The organism is Emticicia sp. C21, assembly GCF_003418935.1.
Classification (GTDB): Bacteria; Bacteroidota; Bacteroidia; order Cytophagales; family Spirosomataceae; genus Emticicia.
The window spans coordinates 70,810-90,730 of the sequence record NZ_QVMT01000013.1; the positions used below are offsets into that span (position 1 = coordinate 70,810).

12 protein-coding genes are annotated in these 19,921 nt (G+C 36.1%); 4 read left to right on the forward strand and 8 right to left on the reverse strand.

All coding sequences use genetic code 11. From position 1 onward, the window contains the following. Window positions 1–280 precede the first annotated feature (280 nt). The 5 genes from D0T08_RS22965 to D0T08_RS22985 are packed head-to-tail and all read right to left on the reverse strand — an operon-like array spanning window position 281 to window position 7,988. Window positions 281–1,084 carry an SDR family NAD(P)-dependent oxidoreductase gene (locus tag D0T08_RS22965; RefSeq protein WP_199538208.1) on the reverse strand — a complete coding sequence of 268 codons (804 nt, stop codon included), beginning with the start codon at window positions 1,082–1,084 and terminating at the stop codon, window positions 281–283. After that, on the reverse strand, window positions 1,081–3,189 hold the full coding sequence (locus D0T08_RS22970; protein WP_116985099.1) for an alpha-glucuronidase family glycosyl hydrolase: 2,109 nt from the start codon (window positions 3,187–3,189) through the stop codon (window positions 1,081–1,083). Before D0T08_RS22970 ends, D0T08_RS22965 begins: the two co-directional genes overlap by 4 nt. Before the next feature lie 37 nt (window positions 3,190–3,226). After that, window positions 3,227–4,786, reverse strand: a complete 1,560-nt coding sequence (locus tag D0T08_RS22975; RefSeq protein ID WP_116985100.1) for a serine hydrolase — start codon at window positions 4,784–4,786, stop codon at window positions 3,227–3,229. Between the two features lie 33 nt (window positions 4,787–4,819). Beyond that, complete coding sequence (gene uxuA / locus D0T08_RS22980; RefSeq protein WP_229239032.1) at window positions 4,820–6,022, reverse strand: mannonate dehydratase; 1,203 nt, start codon at window positions 6,020–6,022, stop codon at window positions 4,820–4,822. Window positions 6,023–6,053: 31 nt separating this feature from the next. After that, the gene (locus D0T08_RS22985; protein WP_116985102.1) at window positions 6,054–7,988 is read right to left on the reverse strand and encodes a sialate O-acetylesterase; all 1,935 of its coding nucleotides are present in this window, start codon (window positions 7,986–7,988) and stop codon (window positions 6,054–6,056) included. 659 nt (window positions 7,989–8,647) lie between these two features. Between D0T08_RS22985 and D0T08_RS22990 the strand changes: the two genes are divergently transcribed. After that, a complete protein-coding gene (locus tag D0T08_RS22990) occupies window positions 8,648–9,817 on the forward strand; it encodes a LacI family DNA-binding transcriptional regulator (protein WP_116985103.1) in 1,170 nt (389 codons plus the stop codon). Between the two features lie 3 nt (window positions 9,818–9,820). Here the strand turns inward: D0T08_RS22990 and D0T08_RS22995 are convergent, their stop codons facing one another. From D0T08_RS22995 to D0T08_RS23005, 3 genes are all read right to left on the reverse strand, one after another. Next, window positions 9,821–10,693 (reverse strand): AraC family transcriptional regulator, encoded by an 873-nt coding sequence (locus D0T08_RS22995; RefSeq protein ID WP_116985104.1) that lies wholly within the window; start codon window positions 10,691–10,693, stop codon window positions 9,821–9,823. A gap of 229 nt (window positions 10,694–10,922) precedes the next feature. Next, entirely contained in the window at window positions 10,923–11,744 is an 822-nt protein-coding gene (locus D0T08_RS23000) for an aldo/keto reductase (protein WP_116985105.1), read from the reverse strand. Window positions 11,745–11,747: 3 nt separating this feature from the next. Further along, window positions 11,748–12,758: a phytanoyl-CoA dioxygenase family protein gene (locus D0T08_RS23005; RefSeq protein ID WP_116985106.1), complete on the reverse strand. Its 1,011-nt coding sequence runs from the start codon at window positions 12,756–12,758 to the stop codon at window positions 11,748–11,750. Between the two features lie 175 nt (window positions 12,759–12,933). Between D0T08_RS23005 and D0T08_RS23010 the strand changes: the two genes are divergently transcribed. The 3 genes from D0T08_RS23010 (at window position 12,934) to D0T08_RS23020 (ending at window position 19,900) form a co-directional block, all read left to right on the forward strand. Continuing rightward, window positions 12,934–13,785 carry an AraC family transcriptional regulator gene (locus D0T08_RS23010; RefSeq protein WP_116985107.1) on the forward strand — a complete coding sequence of 284 codons (852 nt, stop codon included), beginning with the start codon at window positions 12,934–12,936 and terminating at the stop codon, window positions 13,783–13,785. A 68-nt stretch (window positions 13,786–13,853) separates the two neighbouring features. After that, the gene (locus tag D0T08_RS23015) at window positions 13,854–16,853 is read left to right on the forward strand and encodes an ELWxxDGT repeat protein (RefSeq protein ID WP_116985108.1); all 3,000 of its coding nucleotides are present in this window, start codon (window positions 13,854–13,856) and stop codon (window positions 16,851–16,853) included. Window positions 16,854–16,894: 41 nt separating this feature from the next. Continuing rightward, window positions 16,895–19,900, forward strand: a complete 3,006-nt coding sequence (locus tag D0T08_RS23020) for an ELWxxDGT repeat protein (protein WP_116985109.1) — start codon at window positions 16,895–16,897, stop codon at window positions 19,898–19,900. Window positions 19,901–19,921: the final 21 nt, after the last annotated feature.

Sequence of the window (19,921 nt, forward strand, 5' to 3'; positions counted from 1 at the left end):
TGATTGATTAAATATCGATCATGAATTTTTCTTAACTTTATTATAAATAATTACTTAACCCTTAGTGCATTTAGGATTTACTTATAGAAACTTTGGAGTGTATCAGCGACTGAAGTCGCCGTCTAAGATAACAAATGTCTTTTATTACATCGCCGGACTTAAGTCCGGCTTACTTATTAATTATTCCTTTGTTAGCGTAGACATCGACTTCAGTCGGTGAAACCAATTGAAGACGGAACTTCTTGAATTAATTTATCTAAATGTACTACTGGTTTACTTATTAAAACCCTACAGAATTTCCTCCATCAACAGGAAGTGATGCTCCTGTTATATAGCGTGCAGCTTCTGAGGCTAAGAATACCGCTGCCCAACCAATGTCATCCGGTTTACCGAATTTGCCCATGGGAGTTCTGCTAAGTGCTTTATTCATTCGGTCTGGGTCACTGTTCATTGCTGTTTGCATCATAGCTGTTTCTATAAAACCCGGAGCAATAGCATTGACACGGACATTGAATTTTGAAAATTCAGAAGCCAATACTTTTACCATGCCTTCTACGCCTGATTTCGAGGCGGCATAGGCTACCACCCGGTCAATTCCGTAATAGGCTGCCATGGAAGAAATCATGAGAATAGAGCCGCTCTGACGCGCAATCATTCGTTTGGCACATGAGCGGGTTAAAGCAAAGGCAGCATTCAGATTAGTATGTACAATTCTTTGAAAATCTTCATCTGAAACCTCTAAAGCAGGTTTTTTCATATTAATCCCGGCATTGTTTACCAGAATATCAACCGGTCCTATATGCGTTTCAATGTGTTCAACCAAACCTTCTAAAGAGCCTAACTCAGTTACATCATTTACCACATATTGAGCTGATTCACCTAATGATTCTACTGATTCCTTGAGGGCATGTTCACGGCGACCTGTAATTACAACTTCTGCGCCTGCCGAAATCATGCATTGGGCTATATTAAATCCGATTCCACTACCCCCTCCGGTTATAAGAGCTAATTTGCCTTCTAATGAAAACACGTTCTTTTCCAGGTGAGCGGATTCTACACCGTTCAATTTTTGTTCTGCAATCATCTTAAATGGTATATTTCTACTAATTTTTTAACTTCGTCTAATGTTCTTGTTGGATGCAGGAATGGCGCCGGGATTGGCGTTTTGGTATAGGTAATGAAATACAAAACACAAGCATCACGCCACCATAAGGCTTCTTTCTCCTGTATTTTTAATCGGCCTTTTACATTTTCAAATGTTTCTTTATCAATCTTTGGTTTAAGGCTCTCCCAAGTGGTTTCCATTTTTTTTACCTGTTCAACCCCGTCATAATATCTGAAACAGAGTTCATTCCAAAGTGTTCGACCTGTGCTTAATTTCTTTGTCCACGCCACATGATGAAACCAAAGGAGATAGTCTAAAGAGCATTGCTCTGGGTTTCCCCATAACTTTTGCACTTCCGGTTTATATAAAGTTAAAGCATTACTTATGCCTCCAATCCGATCAAAGCCTAACCCAACTGAATCTGCTCTATGATAATAAACCGATGTCCAATCCGGTCGACCGCTTTTTGCTAACCATGGTTCCGGGCCATAGTGATGCCCCTCGCCCATCATATGGGCCGTTCCTAAAGGATAAGTATAACTTATGTAAATGGGTAAAGACTGCATCATCATGGTCCTGATTTTATCCTGAGCAGTTTTGTTTTTTGCCAGAGTCATGGCAATCCATTCTGAAGCAATTTGTTCAGAAGTCAGGCTGTGGTCCCATGCTAACCGACCAAAGGCATACCAATTGGCCTGATTGAATGGATGTGCTGTCCAGTTTACATCAGAACCTGTATTCGCAACTCCTGCCATTAAGGAGTTTTGATGTGATTCCAGGCTACCATCAATCACCTTAGCGACGGTTGAGCCTTTGCCTTTTGCAAAAGTATCACTATCCAAGCATTCTTTAAACATAGGGGCCAAATAAGTGAGATGTGTTGATTGGCCCAGATATTCTTGGGTTATCTGAAACTCCATGCCGAGATTTGTCTTCGGGAAAGCACCAAACATCGGGTGAAAAGGCTCACGGGGCATGAAATCAATCGGGCCATTTTTTACCTGTACGATTACTTTGGGATCAAAAGTACCGTCTAAAGGCTTGAATTGCTCATAAGCCTCTTTGAAACGATCTCCTTTAGGGTCTGCATTATATACAAAAGCCCGCCAGATGACTATTCCTTTGAATGGACGCATAGCTTCGGCTAACATATTTGCGCCATCGGCATGAGTACGTCCATAATCTTGCGGGCCAGGTTCTCCTTCTGAGTTAGCTTTTACCAGGAATCCACCAAAATCAGGAATGTATTCGTGAATCTCTTTCGTTTTATCGTTCCACCATTTTCGTACTTCTGGGTCAAGTGGGTCTGATGTTTTAAGCCCTCCTAAAGTGCGCGGAGACCTGAAATTAACCGATATAAATACTCTTATACCGTAAGGGCGCAAAACATCTGCTACGGCTTTGATTTTCTCCAGATACTCAGGTGTAAGAAATCTTGAACTGGCATTTACATTATTAATAGATGCTGCATTGATACCAATGGATGCATTGGCTCGCGCATATTGAATATAACGAGGATCAATTCTGAATGGTAATTCCGTCCACTTCCACATAGAAGAACCTGCATAGCCACGCTCTACTGTTCCATTGGCATTATCCCAATGGTTTAACATTCGAATCTTTACTTTCGGATTACTTACAATGGTCAGTTTATTGAGACTTTTTCCAGTCTGAATATTTCTCAATAGTTCAAATGCCCCATACAAAACACCTGACGGTGTTTTAGCACTTATAACGATGTTCCCTTTTTGGGAATGAATAGCAAAACCGTCTTCAATTAAGTTCTGTACATTGGGGCCATCAGCGCTTATTTCTAAAATTATACCTCCTGTTTTACTACCCATATTTTTTGAGATGAGAACTTTCTTACCTAAAAGTCCCTCAAAACCCATTTGTAGTTCGTTGGCGGCTGTTATAACGATTGGAGAGTCTTCGTTAAATGAAATATGCTTTGTCAGAGAGGCATAGACTTCTCTTTGTTTGACGTCTTTCAATAAATCATATTTAAGCCACAAACGGGAACCATCATCGGCAAATGTATTGACGGAGATAAACAGAAATAATATAATAAGTTTTCTAAACATAAATCTGTAATTAGCTTTCTGTTAATTTTATTTTTAATTATACTTTCTTCACTACTCCAACCAAACTCTCCCTTTTTTCAGGGCTAGTCTTTGTATTTTCAGAAACACTATTTAAAAAAGAAATCGTTACTTTATTTCCATCGAATACACAGTTCAATTTATCTCCATGAATAGCCTCAACAAATTTTTCGTTGAGCTGTAATGTATTATCATTTGTCCAGGTAGCTGTTCCTGCTATTTTTGATGGCATGTGCGTACGGTTCGGAACAGGAAATAAGTTTCGTGTAGCCCCCTCATTAATAAGCCAGCTTTGCCAGCCAAACCTCAGCTTATCAACTCCGACAGCAGAGGTTAACGTTAGTATACAATAATCTTTATCAAAATAGAAATTCATTTCTCTGATACCATACGGGTTAGCTTCTATTTGAAAAGCCTTATTCATGTAATTCGAAGCCAATGGCGAAGTTATTGAGCCTTTTGGTGTTGTCAAAGACAGGCTTTTTATATCATTGCTTAAAGCTGATAAGTCAGTTGAATTTTCTGGCAATGCAGGATTGCTCATCGCAGGTAATAATGTCTGATAAGCCACATTCATTGTTTTCTGCAAATCCCAGCTTTCTGAAGTCATTACCAATATGGCATCCTGCTCAGGCATCACCATGCAGAACTGACCGAAAGCGCCATCTCCCCTATAAAAGCCTGGCTTACATCGCCAGAATTGATAACCATACCCTTGTGACCAATCACTATCTCCTTTGTTTGAAGTAGTTTGTTTTTTGGTAGCTTCTTCAATCCATGATTCTGGCAATAATTGTTTCCCATTCCATTTACCTTTTTGCAAATAGAATTGTCCAAACTTCGCAATGTCTTCGGTTTTTACTCGTAAACCGAAGCCTGCGGTATTTAAACCTTGTGGTGAAGTTTCCCAGTCGTAGCCTTCAATACCTAAAGGTTCAAAAAGCCTCGGCGCTAAATATTTATCCAGATTTTGCCCTGTTACCTTATGAACTATAGCCCCTAACATATAAGTCGCTCCGGTATTATACAAAAAATGAGTACTTGGTTCATGCAAAACCGGCTGGTCTAAAAATGTTTTTACCCATGACTGGTTGCTCATTTCTCTCAGCTTAGGCATAGTATCAACATCGTGCCCTGTATTCATCGTGAGCAGATGTTTGATTTTCATAGCCTTGAGGTTTTCACTTGGCGAAGCAGGAGTATCACCTGGAAAAAAAGAAATAACTTTATCTTCAACTGTAATTTTACCTTCTTTAACCAGGAAACCGATGGCGGTACTTGTAAAACTTTTTGACAAAGAATACAAAGTATGCTTATAATTAGCATCAAATGGTTTCCACCAACCCTCGGCTACCACATTCCCATGTCGAAGTAACATAAAGCTATGCCATTCCAGTCCAGACTCCTTAATGGCCGCCAGAAAATCTCTAATTCCCTTGGAGGAAACACCCTGTGATTCAGGTGATTTTCTTGGCAATGAGGATGTCATCACTGAAGCCTGAGACCAGAAGGGTGGTACAGTAAGCAAAAGCGAGACAGTGCCAGCTTGCTTGATAAATGTTCTTCTTGACGGGTTCATAGTGGTTAATTGTTGGTTGAATATCTGAATAAATTATATTATAACTTCTGCCTTCTCAATAGCCATTTCCAGCCCTCTTAATTCTGCCAGACCCTTCAGGCGTCCAATGGCTGAGTAGCCGGGATAGGTCCTTTTATGTAAATCATCTAAAATCTGGTGTCCGTGGTCTGGTCGCATCGGAATGTTCCAGTCGGCTCTACCTTCTCCCTGTCTTTTATGTGTTTCAGCTACAATAGCTTTCACAACTTCATACATATCTACATCACCCACCAGGTGAGCTGCTTCATGGAAATTGAGAGGATTTTCTTCTCTTTTAATGGTTCTCAGGTGCAGGAAATGAATTCTTTCTCCAAATTTTTCAATCATTCCGGTTAAATCATTATCTGTCCTTATACCTAAAGACCCGGTGCAAAAGGTTATACCATTATTTCTAATATCACAGGCAGCCATTAACTGTTTTAAATCACTCTCGGTGCTTACGACTCGTGGTAATCCTAATAATGGTTTAGGAGGGTCATCAGGATGAATACAAAGATTAATTCCGACCTCTTGTGCTACAGGTGCTATTTGTTGAATAAAATAATAGAGATTTTCTCTTAATTCTTTATCTCCAATGTTTTTGTAATTATCTAATAAACCTTGAAAAGTATTCAAATCAAATGCCTCTTCAGAACCCGGCAGTCCCAACAAAACTGTATTGGTTAATGTAGATACTTCTTCCTTTGTCATCTGATTCAGCTTATTCAGCGCTTTTATCTGAACCTCACTAGTAAAGTCATTCTTAGCAGCAGGTCGCTTGAGAATGTATAAATCAAAAATAGCGAAGTCTTCCCATACAAATCTCAACGCTTTACCGCCATCAGGCATTTCGTAATTCAGATTGGTTCTCGACCAATCTAAGACAGGCATGAAATTATAGCAAACTGTGAAAATGCCACATTCTGCTAAATTCCTAAGTGAGGTTTTATAATTCTCAATCAATTGTTCTCTCTCGGGAAGTCCTTTTTTTATGGCTTCATGAACAGGTAAACTTTCTACTACCAGCCAATGTAAAGGGACAAATTTGTCGTTTCCTGCTTCAATCAGGTTTTTTCTTTCTTCTATTGCTTCTATCGACCAAACCTCTCCCACAGGAATCTGATGCAGGGCTGTTACAACGCCTGTGCAACCTGCCTGTCTGATATCCATTAATGAAACGGGGTCATTTGGCCCAAACCAACGCATTGTATGAATCATATCTGTTAATTTTCTTAATTCTCTGTATTGATTATTTTGTGTCAGTCCGGAAAGGAGAAGCCGGTAAGCCTTCCTGATTGTATAAATTGGCAGTATCAGGATTATCAGCCCATGCATAACGAACTGCTACCGGGTTCGCAACTGCATCGCTCCATACTTCTACTTTATCTCCCTTGATTTCAGCTTTTGCCCACACAAATTTTTTATCTGGGCCTGCTATAGCAAATTGCTTTAATTCTGATCCACCTTTAACGATAAGTCCACTACCTACATTTGAGAATTTAACGATAATCCTATTCTTCTTTATCTCTATTGAACTATAAATTGGCCCTGAAAACACGATATTTTTATCCTGATAAGCTATTTTCTTAGCTGCTAAGGCTAATCTCTTACCTACATCCTCTTTATTTAATGGGTGAATATCGTTCCATTCACCAGCATCAATTATTACAGCCATTCCGGTTTCAGGCATATTCAATGTTTGCAATTGGGCTTCCCTTAGCTCCGCCCAAAGACTTTCAGAGGGTTGTGTTTTAGGTTTGAGGTAATTGGCTAATTGTACATAAAGAAATGGGAAATCGCCTTGATTCCATTTCTGACGCCAATCCCTTATCATCGTCGAAAAAAGCTGATGGTAATCTTTAGGTGTTGGCACATTTGCCTCCCCCTGATACCATATTACTCCTTTGATTGTATAGTTAGTTAAAGGAGCTATCATACTATTATAAATTCCTACGGGTTTATACTGGAAAAATGTCGAAGCAGGCAATGGTTCAGCGGCTGCCCCTAGTTTATATTGCCAGTTTCCTTTTAAATCTATTGATTCATCGCCAACTCTAATCTCATAATTTTTGTCCTGAATGAAACCACCAATACCTGAAACATTTATTACCCTGACTACAATGATGTTCTTGCCTGGCTTTAGAATATCTTTGGCAATTTCATATCGCCTCGGTGGGTATTGATAACCCGTTGATCCAACAAACCTACCATTTACATAAACTGAATCGCTATCAACAATTCTTCCAAGGAAAAATTTAGCGGTTTTACCTGCCATTGATTGCGGCATATCAATTTCCTTTCTAAACCAAACTACTCCATTTGTATTTTTAAGACCAGCCTGTTCCCAAAACCCAGGCAAGTTCATAGTCTGCCACGATGAGGCATCATAATCTGTTTCAAACCACTTTTTCGGACCATTCAAACCCGCATCATTATTCCGGAGCTTTGTATACCAATGATTTGTATTTGATGCTTCTACCTTACGAACCTTACTGATATATGAGCTATCTTTCATTTGTTCAACTATCGACATATACTTTGGGAAAGACTTTAACCCATCTTCACTAATCCATGCTTCTACTGGAGTTCCCCCAACACTTGCATTAATTAAACCAATGGGAACATGATATTTTTCAAATAGGTCTTTAGCAAAGAAAAAACCTGTTGCAGTAAATTTCAGAATATTTTCAGGCGTTGCGGCTTCCCAACGTCCAGCAGGTAAATCATCCAAAGGTTTGTAAAAATTGTATAAGGTCGGAATAAAGAAATGGCGTATTAATGGATTGTTAGTCTTGGCAATTATCTCCGCATATTTTTCTTTTACTCGCTCTATTGGTAAAACCATATTAGACTGTCCAGAGCAAACCCAAACTTCACCAACCAAAATATCCTTTATCTTAAGTTGATTTTCACCCGAAATCCCCATTTCAAAGGGTCCTCCAGCTTTCGGGGTGGCTAATATAATTAACCACTTACCATCATCATTAGTGATAGTTTCGTATGTTTGATTATTGAATTGCAGCCTGATACCTTCCCCGGCCTTTGCCCAACCCCAAACTTTTACACGGGTATTTTGCTGCAAAACCATCCCATCACTGATTAATCGTGGAAGTTTTACTTTAGCTAAGGATTGTTGAATTGTGAGGATTAAACTTAAAACAAAAAGTTTCTTAATAAATTTCATGTCTAATTTTTTATATTAATTATGCAATTTATAAAAAATGAGGGTGGTTAATACGACCACCCGACATTTTAAAATAAACAAAATGTATGAAAATAAATTAATAAAAAATTAGGTTAATGTTTCAACAATACTTGCGCATAATTCCTGCTTTTCTCAAGTATTATGTATTTTTTTCATACTTTTGAATGTTTTGTTTGAATTGGTTTTCTGAGCAAAACATTGCTTGTCAATCGCGATAAGTAGTAGTAGTCAGTTGTGTTGCAGCACAACTGACTTTTTTTGTTTACTCGGGTTATAATTACATCATAGTTCCGGGAATTTGAGGGAGATTAAAAATCAGCTTAAAATCAGTTACCCCTTAAAAAAGTACAATCATCAACCTATTTCCTTCGTCTAAAGATTTCTTTAAGCTTTAATCAATCTTTCAACCCTCCGAGAATATTACATCACTTTATTGTATTAAAAAAAGATTTTACTGTCTATTTTTAACATAGAAAGAACAATATCTATCGGTCTCGTTTTCGGAAACGTTTGCGATAGTTTATTAAAACTTGTAATATTTATAAATTTTTAGGATATTGGTTAATAATTAGTCACTATCACTGGAAAATAAAAATTTCCAAAACTCAAACCCTGAATATTAAAAAAGTATAATTTTAATGACTCCTTGTATTAAATGCGGAAGCGTAGAAAACATCGTTCGTTCTGGCTTTATCAGAGGGAAACAGCGAATGCATTGCAAAGCATGTAATCTTTATTTTACGATCAACCCTCCGAATGAGTCTTCAAATAAAAAACCGCATCAGACCACTATAATTGATATTGCCAAAGCATTGGGTATTTCGCCTTCTACCGTTTCACGAGCCTTGAATAAAAGCAATGAAATCAATGATAATACCCGGCAGGAGATATTAAGGGTGGCAAATGAGTTAGATTATCGTCCGAATTTTCTGGCTCAAAGCCTCAATAGAGGTGAAACACATACCATTGGGGTGATTATACCGGATATTCAACGACCTTTTTTTGCCGGAGTTGTAGCAGGAATACAAAAGGTGGCAACAGAAGCTGGTTACAGGGTAATGATTTGTCAATCTAATGAATCACATCATACTGAAACATTGAATGTTCAAGCCTTGGTGGCAAGCCGGGTAGATGGGCTTCTGATTAGTCATTCAAAAGAAACTAACTCTTTTGAACACGTAAAACTTCAACTAAAAAAAGGCGTTCCGATTGTCCATTTTGATAGAGTTTGCAATGAAGTAGACACAGCAAAGGTAATACAAGAGGACTTTTCAGGAGGATTTGCACTTGTTGAACACTTAATCCTGCAAGGTTATAAACGAATAGCTGTTTTTGCAGGCCCAACAGATTTATTGATCAGCAAAGCACGAATTGATGGATATAGGGCAGCTCATTTAAAATATGGACTTACTATTGATGAAGACTTAATCTATCATGGCAACTTTGGTAAAGATGAAGCAGAAAAAGCGTTAGATTATTGGCTGAGTTTATCACAAAAACCTGACAGTATTTTTACAATACATTATGCGAATGGTATTGAAATGATAATGGCTCTGAAAGAGAGGAATATTAGTATTCCTGAGGATATAGGAATCGTAGCCTTTGGTGATGAACTGATAGCTTCGCTAATTGAACCTTCACTCACAGTTTTTCACCAGTTTCCCTTTACAATCGGAGAAACAGCCGCAACCCTGTTGATTGAGAATATCATTAATAAAGATTCTTTTATTCCGCACACAAAGGTGGTAAAAGGTGAATTGATTATCAGAAAATCATCTTTGAGAAATCGAACACTAACCAATAGTTAAAATTTATACGTAGGTCTTGGTACCTGCATAATTCTCTCTGAATTCTTTGGGAGTACAGGCATGCTTTTTCTTGAAGATGCGATTAAAATAAGATAAGTTATTGAAACCACATTTAAAAGAAACCTCGGCTATGGTATAAGTTGTATCAATCAGGAAGCGGGAAGCATGCCCCAGACGGATATCATTCAGGCTATCAACAAAAGTTTTGCCTGTGCGCTTTTTAATGAACCGACTAAAACTTACTTCTGCCATATTTACAATTTTTGCTATATCGGCTAATGAAATGTCTTTATCATAGTTAGTTCTCATATACTCAAAAGCTCTTTCGATTCGGCGGCTATTGAAATTGACATTATCATGAACAAAAGTACTGCTTGTAAGTAATCTGGTATTTTTTGAAACAGAGAGTTCATGAAGAATAGAGATTAGCTCCATTACTGAATCAAAACCACTTTTCTGGCTCAGTGAAATCAGGCGTGGGCGTATCTGCAGGATGGTTTCGCTGGAGAATGAAATAGCTCTTGCCGAGCGTTCAAGTAAGGAACGAATAAAACTCAGTTGATTTCTTTTCAGAAATTTTTCATCAAATAAATCTTTATGGAATTGAATGGTAATTTCGTGAATGTCCTTTTTCTTCGATTCGTAATTCAACCAGCTATGCGGTACGTTAGAGCCTACCAACACCAACTCTAATTCATCAATGATTTCGATATTATCTCCGATAATGCGCTTGGCACCCTTCGCATTTTCTATAAAATTTAGTTCAAACTCTTCATGAAAATGGATTGGGAAATCGAAATTACTCTTGTGTCTATCAAAAACCATGAAACAATCATTTGCAGTCAACGGAGTTATTTCATGATAAATATTACTCATTTCTAATAATAGGACTTGGTTATGGTTTGGGCAAAGCACAAAAATATTCTTTTATAAGAATATCTATACAAATTATTTCAATTTTAATATTTACTATAGTTATTTAGTGATTGATGAGATACATTGGCGTGTTAATTATTATCAGTAAAGGCATTTTTATAAAAGCAATCAATGTATTAAAATGGCTTTAACATATACCCATAACAAAATCAACAAATCTTATCAAATTTTAAAGCAATTCCATAGGGTCATCTACTACTCTGAAGTTTTCATTAAAACTATTGATATAAGCCATATCCTGTTCACTGATTTCAAAATCAAAAACATCAAAATTCTCTTTAAGCCTTTCTAAATTTGATGATTTAGGAATCGTAGAAACCCCTGATTGCAGAGCCCATCGCAAAATAATCTGGGCAGATGTTTTCTGATATTTTTCAGCTACACGCAAAAGCTTGGGGTCAGCCATACGCTGCCCTCTTACTAAAGGAGAATAGGCCTGCAACTGAATTTTTCTTTCCCGGCAATATTTCAACAAATCTTCCAGATAAAGATAAGGACTAAATTCAACCTGATTTACCATTGGCACTTCTGTAGCTTCCAGACTTAATTCCTCCAGAAATGGGATGAGATAGTTAGCAACCCCGATAGCTCTTATCCTACCCTCATGGTACAATCTTTCGAGTGCTTTCCAGGTAAATTTTCGGGTATATTTAATTGGCCAATGTACCAGATAAAGGTCAACGTAATCAAGATTTAGCTTTTGCAAACTTACATCAAAGGCTTTCAGTGTTTTTTCATAGCCCTGGTCACCATTATTGACTTTTGTAGTAATGAAAAGGTCTTTCCTATCAATATTACTTTTCAGGACAGCATTGCCGATTTCAGTTTCATTGCGATACATACTGGCTGTATCAATCAGGCGGTAACCAGTTTCCAAAGCCCATAAAACCGCCTGTTCGGCTTCTTGTTTGTACATATCATATACACCAAGTCCCAGCAATGGCATTTGCACACCATTGTTGAGACTTGTCATCAATTGTTGATTTTGCATATTCTACCAATTTTTCAATCCTAAAAGTTTTTCGCCTAAATCATTTAACTCTGCCACCTCATATTTTGTTTGCTCCCAATTCCGTGGGTCACCGGGGAACGCATAACCCTCTGGTGCTATGCGGTTTTTCCATGAATTGATACGCCATTGACGAAGGCCTTCGTTATCTTCTTCTGCCGGCATCATAGATATGTATTGAGCAATGCGCACCTTATCAGCAGAACGGTTTGGTCTGATACCGTGTGGTTGGCTACTATTGAAAATCATCAAATCGCCTGCCTCTAATTTCACTTTTACCAACTTGTCTTCAAAGCCTGTAGTATCAGGTTTGAAATGGTTTCTATCTTCAGGTTGTGTTAATTTCCACGTATCATAAGTACGGAATAGCTCTGGTATACATTGGAAACCTCCCATGTTTTCATCAGTCTGATCGGCTAAAGCTAACACCCCTTGTACATTTTGCGGTTTGGTTTCAGGGTCATAATCCCAATGGATAAAGCCTTTAAACTCATCTTGTGGACGTAGTGGAAAATTCAGATTGGCTCTGTCTATCGTTACCCATAGTTTTTCTGTGCCCCAAATATCAACAAAGGCATCGTATACTCTTTGCATCTGGCGATTGTTCCACAAATGTTGATTATTGTATACCTCTACCATACCGCTTCCAATCAGTTCCTTCATCTGCATATCTGCTCTTGGAGCCGTATACCAGGTTTCGGGATTATTAGCATCTTTCTCTTCAAACTCCCAAATAAATTTAGCCGTTTCAAGAGCTTGTTCTCTTGGAACTGCATTTTTAATGATAATATACCCATTATGAATCCAGAAATCCCAATCTTCTTCACTCAACACTCTTAAAGGTTTACCATTTGAACGGTCATTGAGTTTAATGGCACTGCTTGTGGCAGTAGAAGGATTACCGGGAATATCTTTATGTGCTTCGTTTTGTTTCGCTTGTATTACTGCCATGGTTGGAGCCATAGTAGGAATCATGGTCTGCTGTTCAAGTTCCATATATTGTGATATTTTGAATTGAAATAATGATACAAATTTACTAGAACAAGTGATCGATTTTCTACTCCAATAATTACCATTTTTTGAACAATATTGACATTTTCTTTTTACATTTATCTGAATATTGAAAATAATAGACAAATTACCACCAAACCAACTCTTTACCCTTCAAAATATGAAGCTAAGATTTGAAGAACTTACCCCTGACTTAGACAGTTCGTTCAGGTTAATAATTAATCCAAGACTGAATGATGTTTTCTACTGGCATTTTCATCCTGAGTTTGAATTGGTTTATATCGAAGGTGCCAGTGGAACTCGTCATGTAGGAGAACATATTTCCAGATTTGAGGGAAGCGACCTTGTTTTTATTGGCTCGTATATCCCACACCTTAATTTTGACTATGGTGTCAAGACCGAATGCGAAAAAGTGGTTGTGCAAATAAGGCAGGATTTTCTTGGAAATGCTTTTGCCAATATCCCTGAATTATCAGCCGTTTATCGACTTTTTGAGCAATCGAAACATGGAATAGCCTTTGGAAAAGAAACAAAATTTTTGCTAGGGGAAAGACTTAAAAACTTAAAGAACTTAGGGCATTTTGAACAATTTTTAGAGATTCTCAGCATCTTTCAGATTTTAGCTCAAAGCAATGAAATGGTTCTGCTCCACACAAAACCGGTTGAAAATCAACACAATAAAAAAGAACAGGAACGCATGACACGCATTTATAATTTTATAGATTCGCATTATCAGCAAAAGATTGAGGTAGAAGAAGTAGCAAGCATGTCAAACCTTAGTAAATCTGCTTTTTGCAGATACTTCAAAAAAATAACAAGGTTAACTTTTGTTGAATTCCTGAATCATTACCGAATCAATCAGGCACAGAAATTTTTGTTGTTAGATAAGAATGTAACTGAGGCTTGCTTTGAGTGTGGTTTTGAGAGTCTCTCCTACTTTAATCGGACTTTCAAGAAAGTAACTGGTGAAAATCCTTTGAGTTTTAAAAAGAAGTTTTTGAGTGAAAAATAATAATTCAAGAAAACTTTATTCAAAGGTTTGGTTTATATATTTTTGCAAAAACTGACTAAAAACGTTTCATGAAAAAACCTTTACTGCTAATTATCCTAATTATTGCTGTTGCATTACCTTCATTTTCTCAACGAGTTCTTAAAGACATTGCTCAAGGAACAGATAATGCTTATGTTTTTCCATATAGCTCTTTTTCTTACGGAGACACCCTTTACTTTAGGGCAAACTCATCACGAGATAACTCTTACAATTATTATTTAACCACCGGAGCGGCACTTTCAGCTAAACTTTTACCTACGAACAATTCTCTTTCTTCAGGGTTTATTAATAATTATGCTAGTATAGGACATTTCAAATTCAAAAATAAGCTATTTATACTAGTAGAAAACGCCCTTTATTTTAAAAAAAATGACTCTTTACAATTAATAAAATATCTCTCCTCAACTCAGTATGATGTTTATTTCATTAATTCATTTGAGATCAATAATCGAATAAATTTTTTAGTATATAATAATTCTGTAGAAAATTTTGAATTCTGGAAAACCGATGGAACAGAAGCAGGTACAATTCTCTATAAATCTATCCATAATGATACGCCTATCAGCGCTTGGGGATCGGGATTCTTTTTTAATAAAAAGTACTACCATGCCATTGGGAATAGCACTAACAATTTTCTAATCTCAGATGGTACCTCAAATGGGACTACCCTCCAAAAAAACCATAGAATATCGATAGATGGTCTGCAATCATTTGGAAGCAAAATATATTTTACCAAACCTGGTACCGGGCAGTATTATTATCGTACAAAACTATGGGAGTCGAAAGGTGATTCTACAAGTACTCATAAATTAATTTCTTCAGTAGATGGAGATACAACTTATGCAGTTTCCAGTCCTTTTAAATTTAAGGATAATCTTTACCTCTCAACGTATATAAATGACCAGCAAAGGATTAGTAAATTTGACACTAATTCGCTAATCTTTACTCCTGTTACCAGAGAAATTATTGATGGAAAATGCTTTGTTCTTCATGAACAGAAATTTTATTATGGTATCACCGAAGGCTACTTTGTAAATTTCTATGAAAACAGCGGTAGTCTTGTTTCAGAGAGGTTGATTTTTACTTTACCACTATCGGAAGTAGATGAGGCAAAAATTTACACATTACATGTAGGCAGCGGTAATTATTATGTTTCAGAACAAAAGATTGAAAGTGGAGGCATTTATGGAGACGTTGTTTACTGGGTTTATAATGGAGCTGCAGTAAAAAAGATAACCGATTTAAATTCTAACCTGAAGTTGGGTTTACAGAATAATTTGTTAGGTGTAGTTGGTAATATTCTTTACTTCAGCGCAACAGATTCTCAGCATGGTTATGAATTATGGCGTACAGACGGTACAACAGCTGGTACATTCATGATAAATGATATTAATAAGGAAATTGCTTCATCGAATCCCTCTATCTTATTTACATTAAAAGATCAATTGTATTTCCTGGCAGATGATATAGTACATGGTTCTGAATTATGGCGTACCAATGGAAATGAGACAAACTTATATGCTGATGTAACTAAAAGTAGTGGAGGAGGTCATGTAGCAGGCTCATATTATCTTTCTCATATAAAATATAAATCTTCTTACCTGATAAATATAGGTTTCAATCAGTTTCAGATTTCTTCTGGCGAAAATATTAAACATTTACCTTTCATTTCAGTTGCTGCCAATAGCAATATATATGAATTTAATGATTCTCTTTACTATATAGGTACTGATTCAAATTTGTGGAAGACCGATGGAACCATTTTAGGTACTAAAAAGGCCGTACATCTTGATTCAACTAATAATGGAACAGGAAATATTGGTAGTCAGATTTTAGGCCATATAAATGAGATTCTATTTTTTACTACTAACTATGGTTCGGCCATTTGGAAGACCGATGGTAAAAAAAGCGGTACAATAAAATTGCATGAATTCGGCGAATTTCAATTGCCAAGTACCGGTAAATTCAATACTTACAAATCATGGACTAATAATCAATTTTTCTTTTTTGAGAGAATTAATAATACTGCTAATAAATTTGAAATCTGGAGAAGTGATGGAACTATAGCAGGTACTATTCAACTACCTATCAATGAATATATTAAAGGTTTGGGCATATTTAATAATAAATTCTATTTTACAAACAGCAATCAATTATGGGTAAGTGACGGAACCGTAGCTGGAACTGTTAAAATAGATGACCGCAATTTCAGTTTTGCCAGTGAATTAAATAATAAATACATTCTCGTAGCAGCAAATAGTGGATTAGAATATTATGAGATAGATAAAAACAACAGCATAAATTACCTGAACACTATTGGTATAGATAATTTTTTCTTAACGGAATTTTATTCAATTGATAATAGGTATTTACTAAACATTGTTACTACGGATTCTTTTCATGATTTTTATTTGACTGATGGTAATCAAGAAAATATCAGGAAAGTCTTCTCAATAAAGAATATGGGTAATAATCCAAATGCATTTAGTCTTGCCTACTTAAACAAAAAAATATACTTTACCGCAATTGATAGTCTCAAAGGCAATGAGCTCTGGATATGGGATTTTGAATGTCCTGATGGGTATACAATCCGGGATAATATTACAAAAGACTCAACTATAGTTTATGGGAAAAACATATGGGGGCAGAATATTGTGAGCAATAATACAACTGTTACTTACGACGCAAAAAATGGTATTACGCTTCAACCCGGTTTTGAAGTGCAGAAAGGAACAGTATTTAAAACAAAACTGATCGGCTGTACTAATAACAATAGTGCAAATATTAGTGAAGATAATCTGCCTACTAAAAATGAGCCTTTGATAAAAGTAAACAATGCTTCTACATATCCTCAGTTAATAGACTTTCTTTATTATTACCCTAATAAATCAATTAAAGAGATTTATGAGCAGGCTGAGAGAAGCAAACTAGCTCCTATCACTTGGGATATAGTTACTGAAAAGGATATTTACATACTTGATTTGAAAATTGGCTCAACTGTTTTGAAAGGGTTCTTGCCTAAAAAATAGTAATGCCCTGATTATTATAACTTTTTTGATTAAGCGTTCTGATGAAAAGACTTGTCCTATTGGTAGCTTTAATAATTGCTGTTGTTCTACCCGTGTTTTCTCAAAGAGTTTTGAAAGATATAGCCCAAGGCACCGATAATGCCCGGGTATTCTCTGAAAGTTCATTTTCTTCAAATGATACGCTTTTTTTCACTGCCGCTGATATAAATAATGCACAATATGCTTACTATTTAACCAATTCTACTTCGGCATCTACCAAAAAGATTTCAGGGAACTCTTTCGGTTATTCTGAAAGGTCGCAGGCTACTGTTAATTATAAATTTAAGAATAGTTTCTACCTATATTGCAGAGGCATCATTTATCAATTAAAGAATGACTCAGTTAGTTTAATAAGATATTTAAACGATGGTAATTACTCTTCTTTCCGAGGTTTTTTTCAGATAAACAATCAACTATATTTTCTGATTTATAAGGAATTAGACAACAGTTTTGAGTATTGGAAAACCGATGGCACCGAAATCGGAACGGTTTTAATAAAAACGCTTACTTTACCCAGGAAAGTCCAGTATTTTGGTGAAGGTTTTTATTTTAAGGGTAAATATTACTACTCATTTAATGATGGCTCTGTTAATTTTATTGTAAGCGATGGGACTATCAATGGTACAACTACCTATAAAAATAATAGAGTTGGCATATATGGTTATCAGGCTTTTACCGATTATTTTTATTTTCATACGGCCGACCCTGGTGGCTTAAATTATAGAACTAAACTCTGGAAATGTGCAGGCGACAGTACCAGTTCGCAAAAAGCCCTTTTTGAAATAGATGGAGACACTACTTATTCAGTCAGTAACCTATTCAAATTCAAGAATAATTTGCACTTTATATCCTATACTAATGGGCAGATCAGAATCAGTAAATTTGATACAGTTACATTGAATGTAAATCATATTACAAATTCATTATTTGGTCCGTTGAACCTGACAATAAATGGTTCTAAATTATATTATTCGAGTGTAAGCACCGACTATTCAACTATCGGCTTTTATGAAAATAATGGTAGTCTGGCCTCCAATACATTAATTTTTTCTATGCCATATAATGATAGCTTCATTTATAACTTTTATAAAGGAGAGAATAATTATTATGTCAGTCAGCAGAAAACAGAAAACGGTCAGATTATTGACGATGTAATCTATTGGATTTACAATGGCTCAACTTTAGTAAAGCTTACTGATATAGTTCCTGACATCACCTTAGGCATATATTATAATGCAGTTGGTGCTGCTGGTGATATTTTTTACTTCAGTGCTTCAGATTCTCAACATGGGTATGAACTGTGGCGGACAGATGGTACCACAGCAGGAACTTATATGATAAAAGATATTAATAGCCAGATTGCTTCTTCTTACCCTAAAGTTCTGTTTGGCCTAGGTAATTATGCGTATCTGATGGCAGATGATAAAACAAATGGTGTAGAGCTCTGGAAGAGCAATGGTACTTCTACGTCTCTTCATGCAAACTTAAATCAGGATAATAGAATTGAGCACGTATTAGGATCTTCTTATAGAGGACACAAAAAATTCAAGTCATCTTATATTATTGGTTTATCATATAAGCATTTTCAGATTTTGCCAAATGGAAATATTAATCATTTAAGTTTTCTTGAAGCTAATGGTAATACCAATTTTCATGAATTTAAGGACTCTCTATATTATATGGGAAATGATAATAATCTTTGGAAAACCAATGGCACTCCTACAGGAACCAAAAAAGCCGTCCATCTTGACTCCACTAATAATGGAACCGGGAATATCGGTTATCAAATCCTTAATAATACAGAAAGTTCATTATTTTTCACTTCAGATGCCAGTTCTATTCTTTGGAAAACGAATGGGACTAAAAGTGGCACACTAAAACTTCATGAGTTTAAAATAACCGAATTACCTTTTTTTAATCCTTCATCTTTCTATTCATCGTGGACCCTAGGTAATTTATTAATTTTTGAGAGAAGAAACACTTCACTGAATAGAACTGAGCTTTGGAGAAGCGATGGCACTGTTGCAGGGACTTTCCAGTTAGCTACGAATAATTACCTATCAGGTTATGGAACCTTTAATAATCAGTTATATTTTAGAGATAAAGGTGGATTATGGAAAACCAACGGTACCCAGGAGGGAACGCTCCAGATTAATGAGAAGGATTTTCTTGATGGAAAACAATTACGAGATAAGTTTTATTTAGTCGGGAGAAATAATTCGAATAATAATATAGAATATTACGAAATAGATAAACATGAAAATCTAAAGCTTCTAACAACTATCAGTGATTTCACAGAAGAGGGATTTAATTACCCAAGTGGATTTACAAAAATTGATGATAGATATTTATTGAATTATATCTCTACACCAGGTTACCAGCATTTTGTCCTTACGGATGGTAATGCTGAAAATACCAAAAGGGCCTTTTCTCTTAAAGGTTCGATTCCATTTGAAGGAGAATATTTTTTTACATATCTAAACAAAAAAATATACTTTACTGCTGTAGATAGTCTTAAAGGTCAGGAACTCTGGGTATGGGATTTTGAATGCCCTGATGGGTATACAATCCGGGATAATATAATAAAAGACTCAACTATTGTTTATGGAAAAAATATATGGGGGCAGAATATTATAAGTAATAACAAAACCATTACCTATGACGCGAAAAACAGCATTATTCTTCAACCGGGTTTTGAAGTTCAGAAAGGAACAGTTTTTAAAACAAAACTGATTGGCTGCGCTAATAATATATCTAATGCTATCGAAGATAATATTCCTGCTAAAAATGAGCCGGCAGTCAAGGTAAAGTTCTTTGCTATATATCCTCAGCTAATTGACTTCCTGAATTATTATCCTAATCAATCAATTAAAGAGATTTATCAACAGGCCGTCAGTACTAGGTTAGCTCCTATAACCTGGGAAATTGCTACAGAAAAAGATATTTATCTTTTGGATCTAAAAATCGGTTCAAGCGTTTTGAGAGGATTCTTACCTAAAAAAAATTAAGGTTTGTAGATTTAGTGAGTT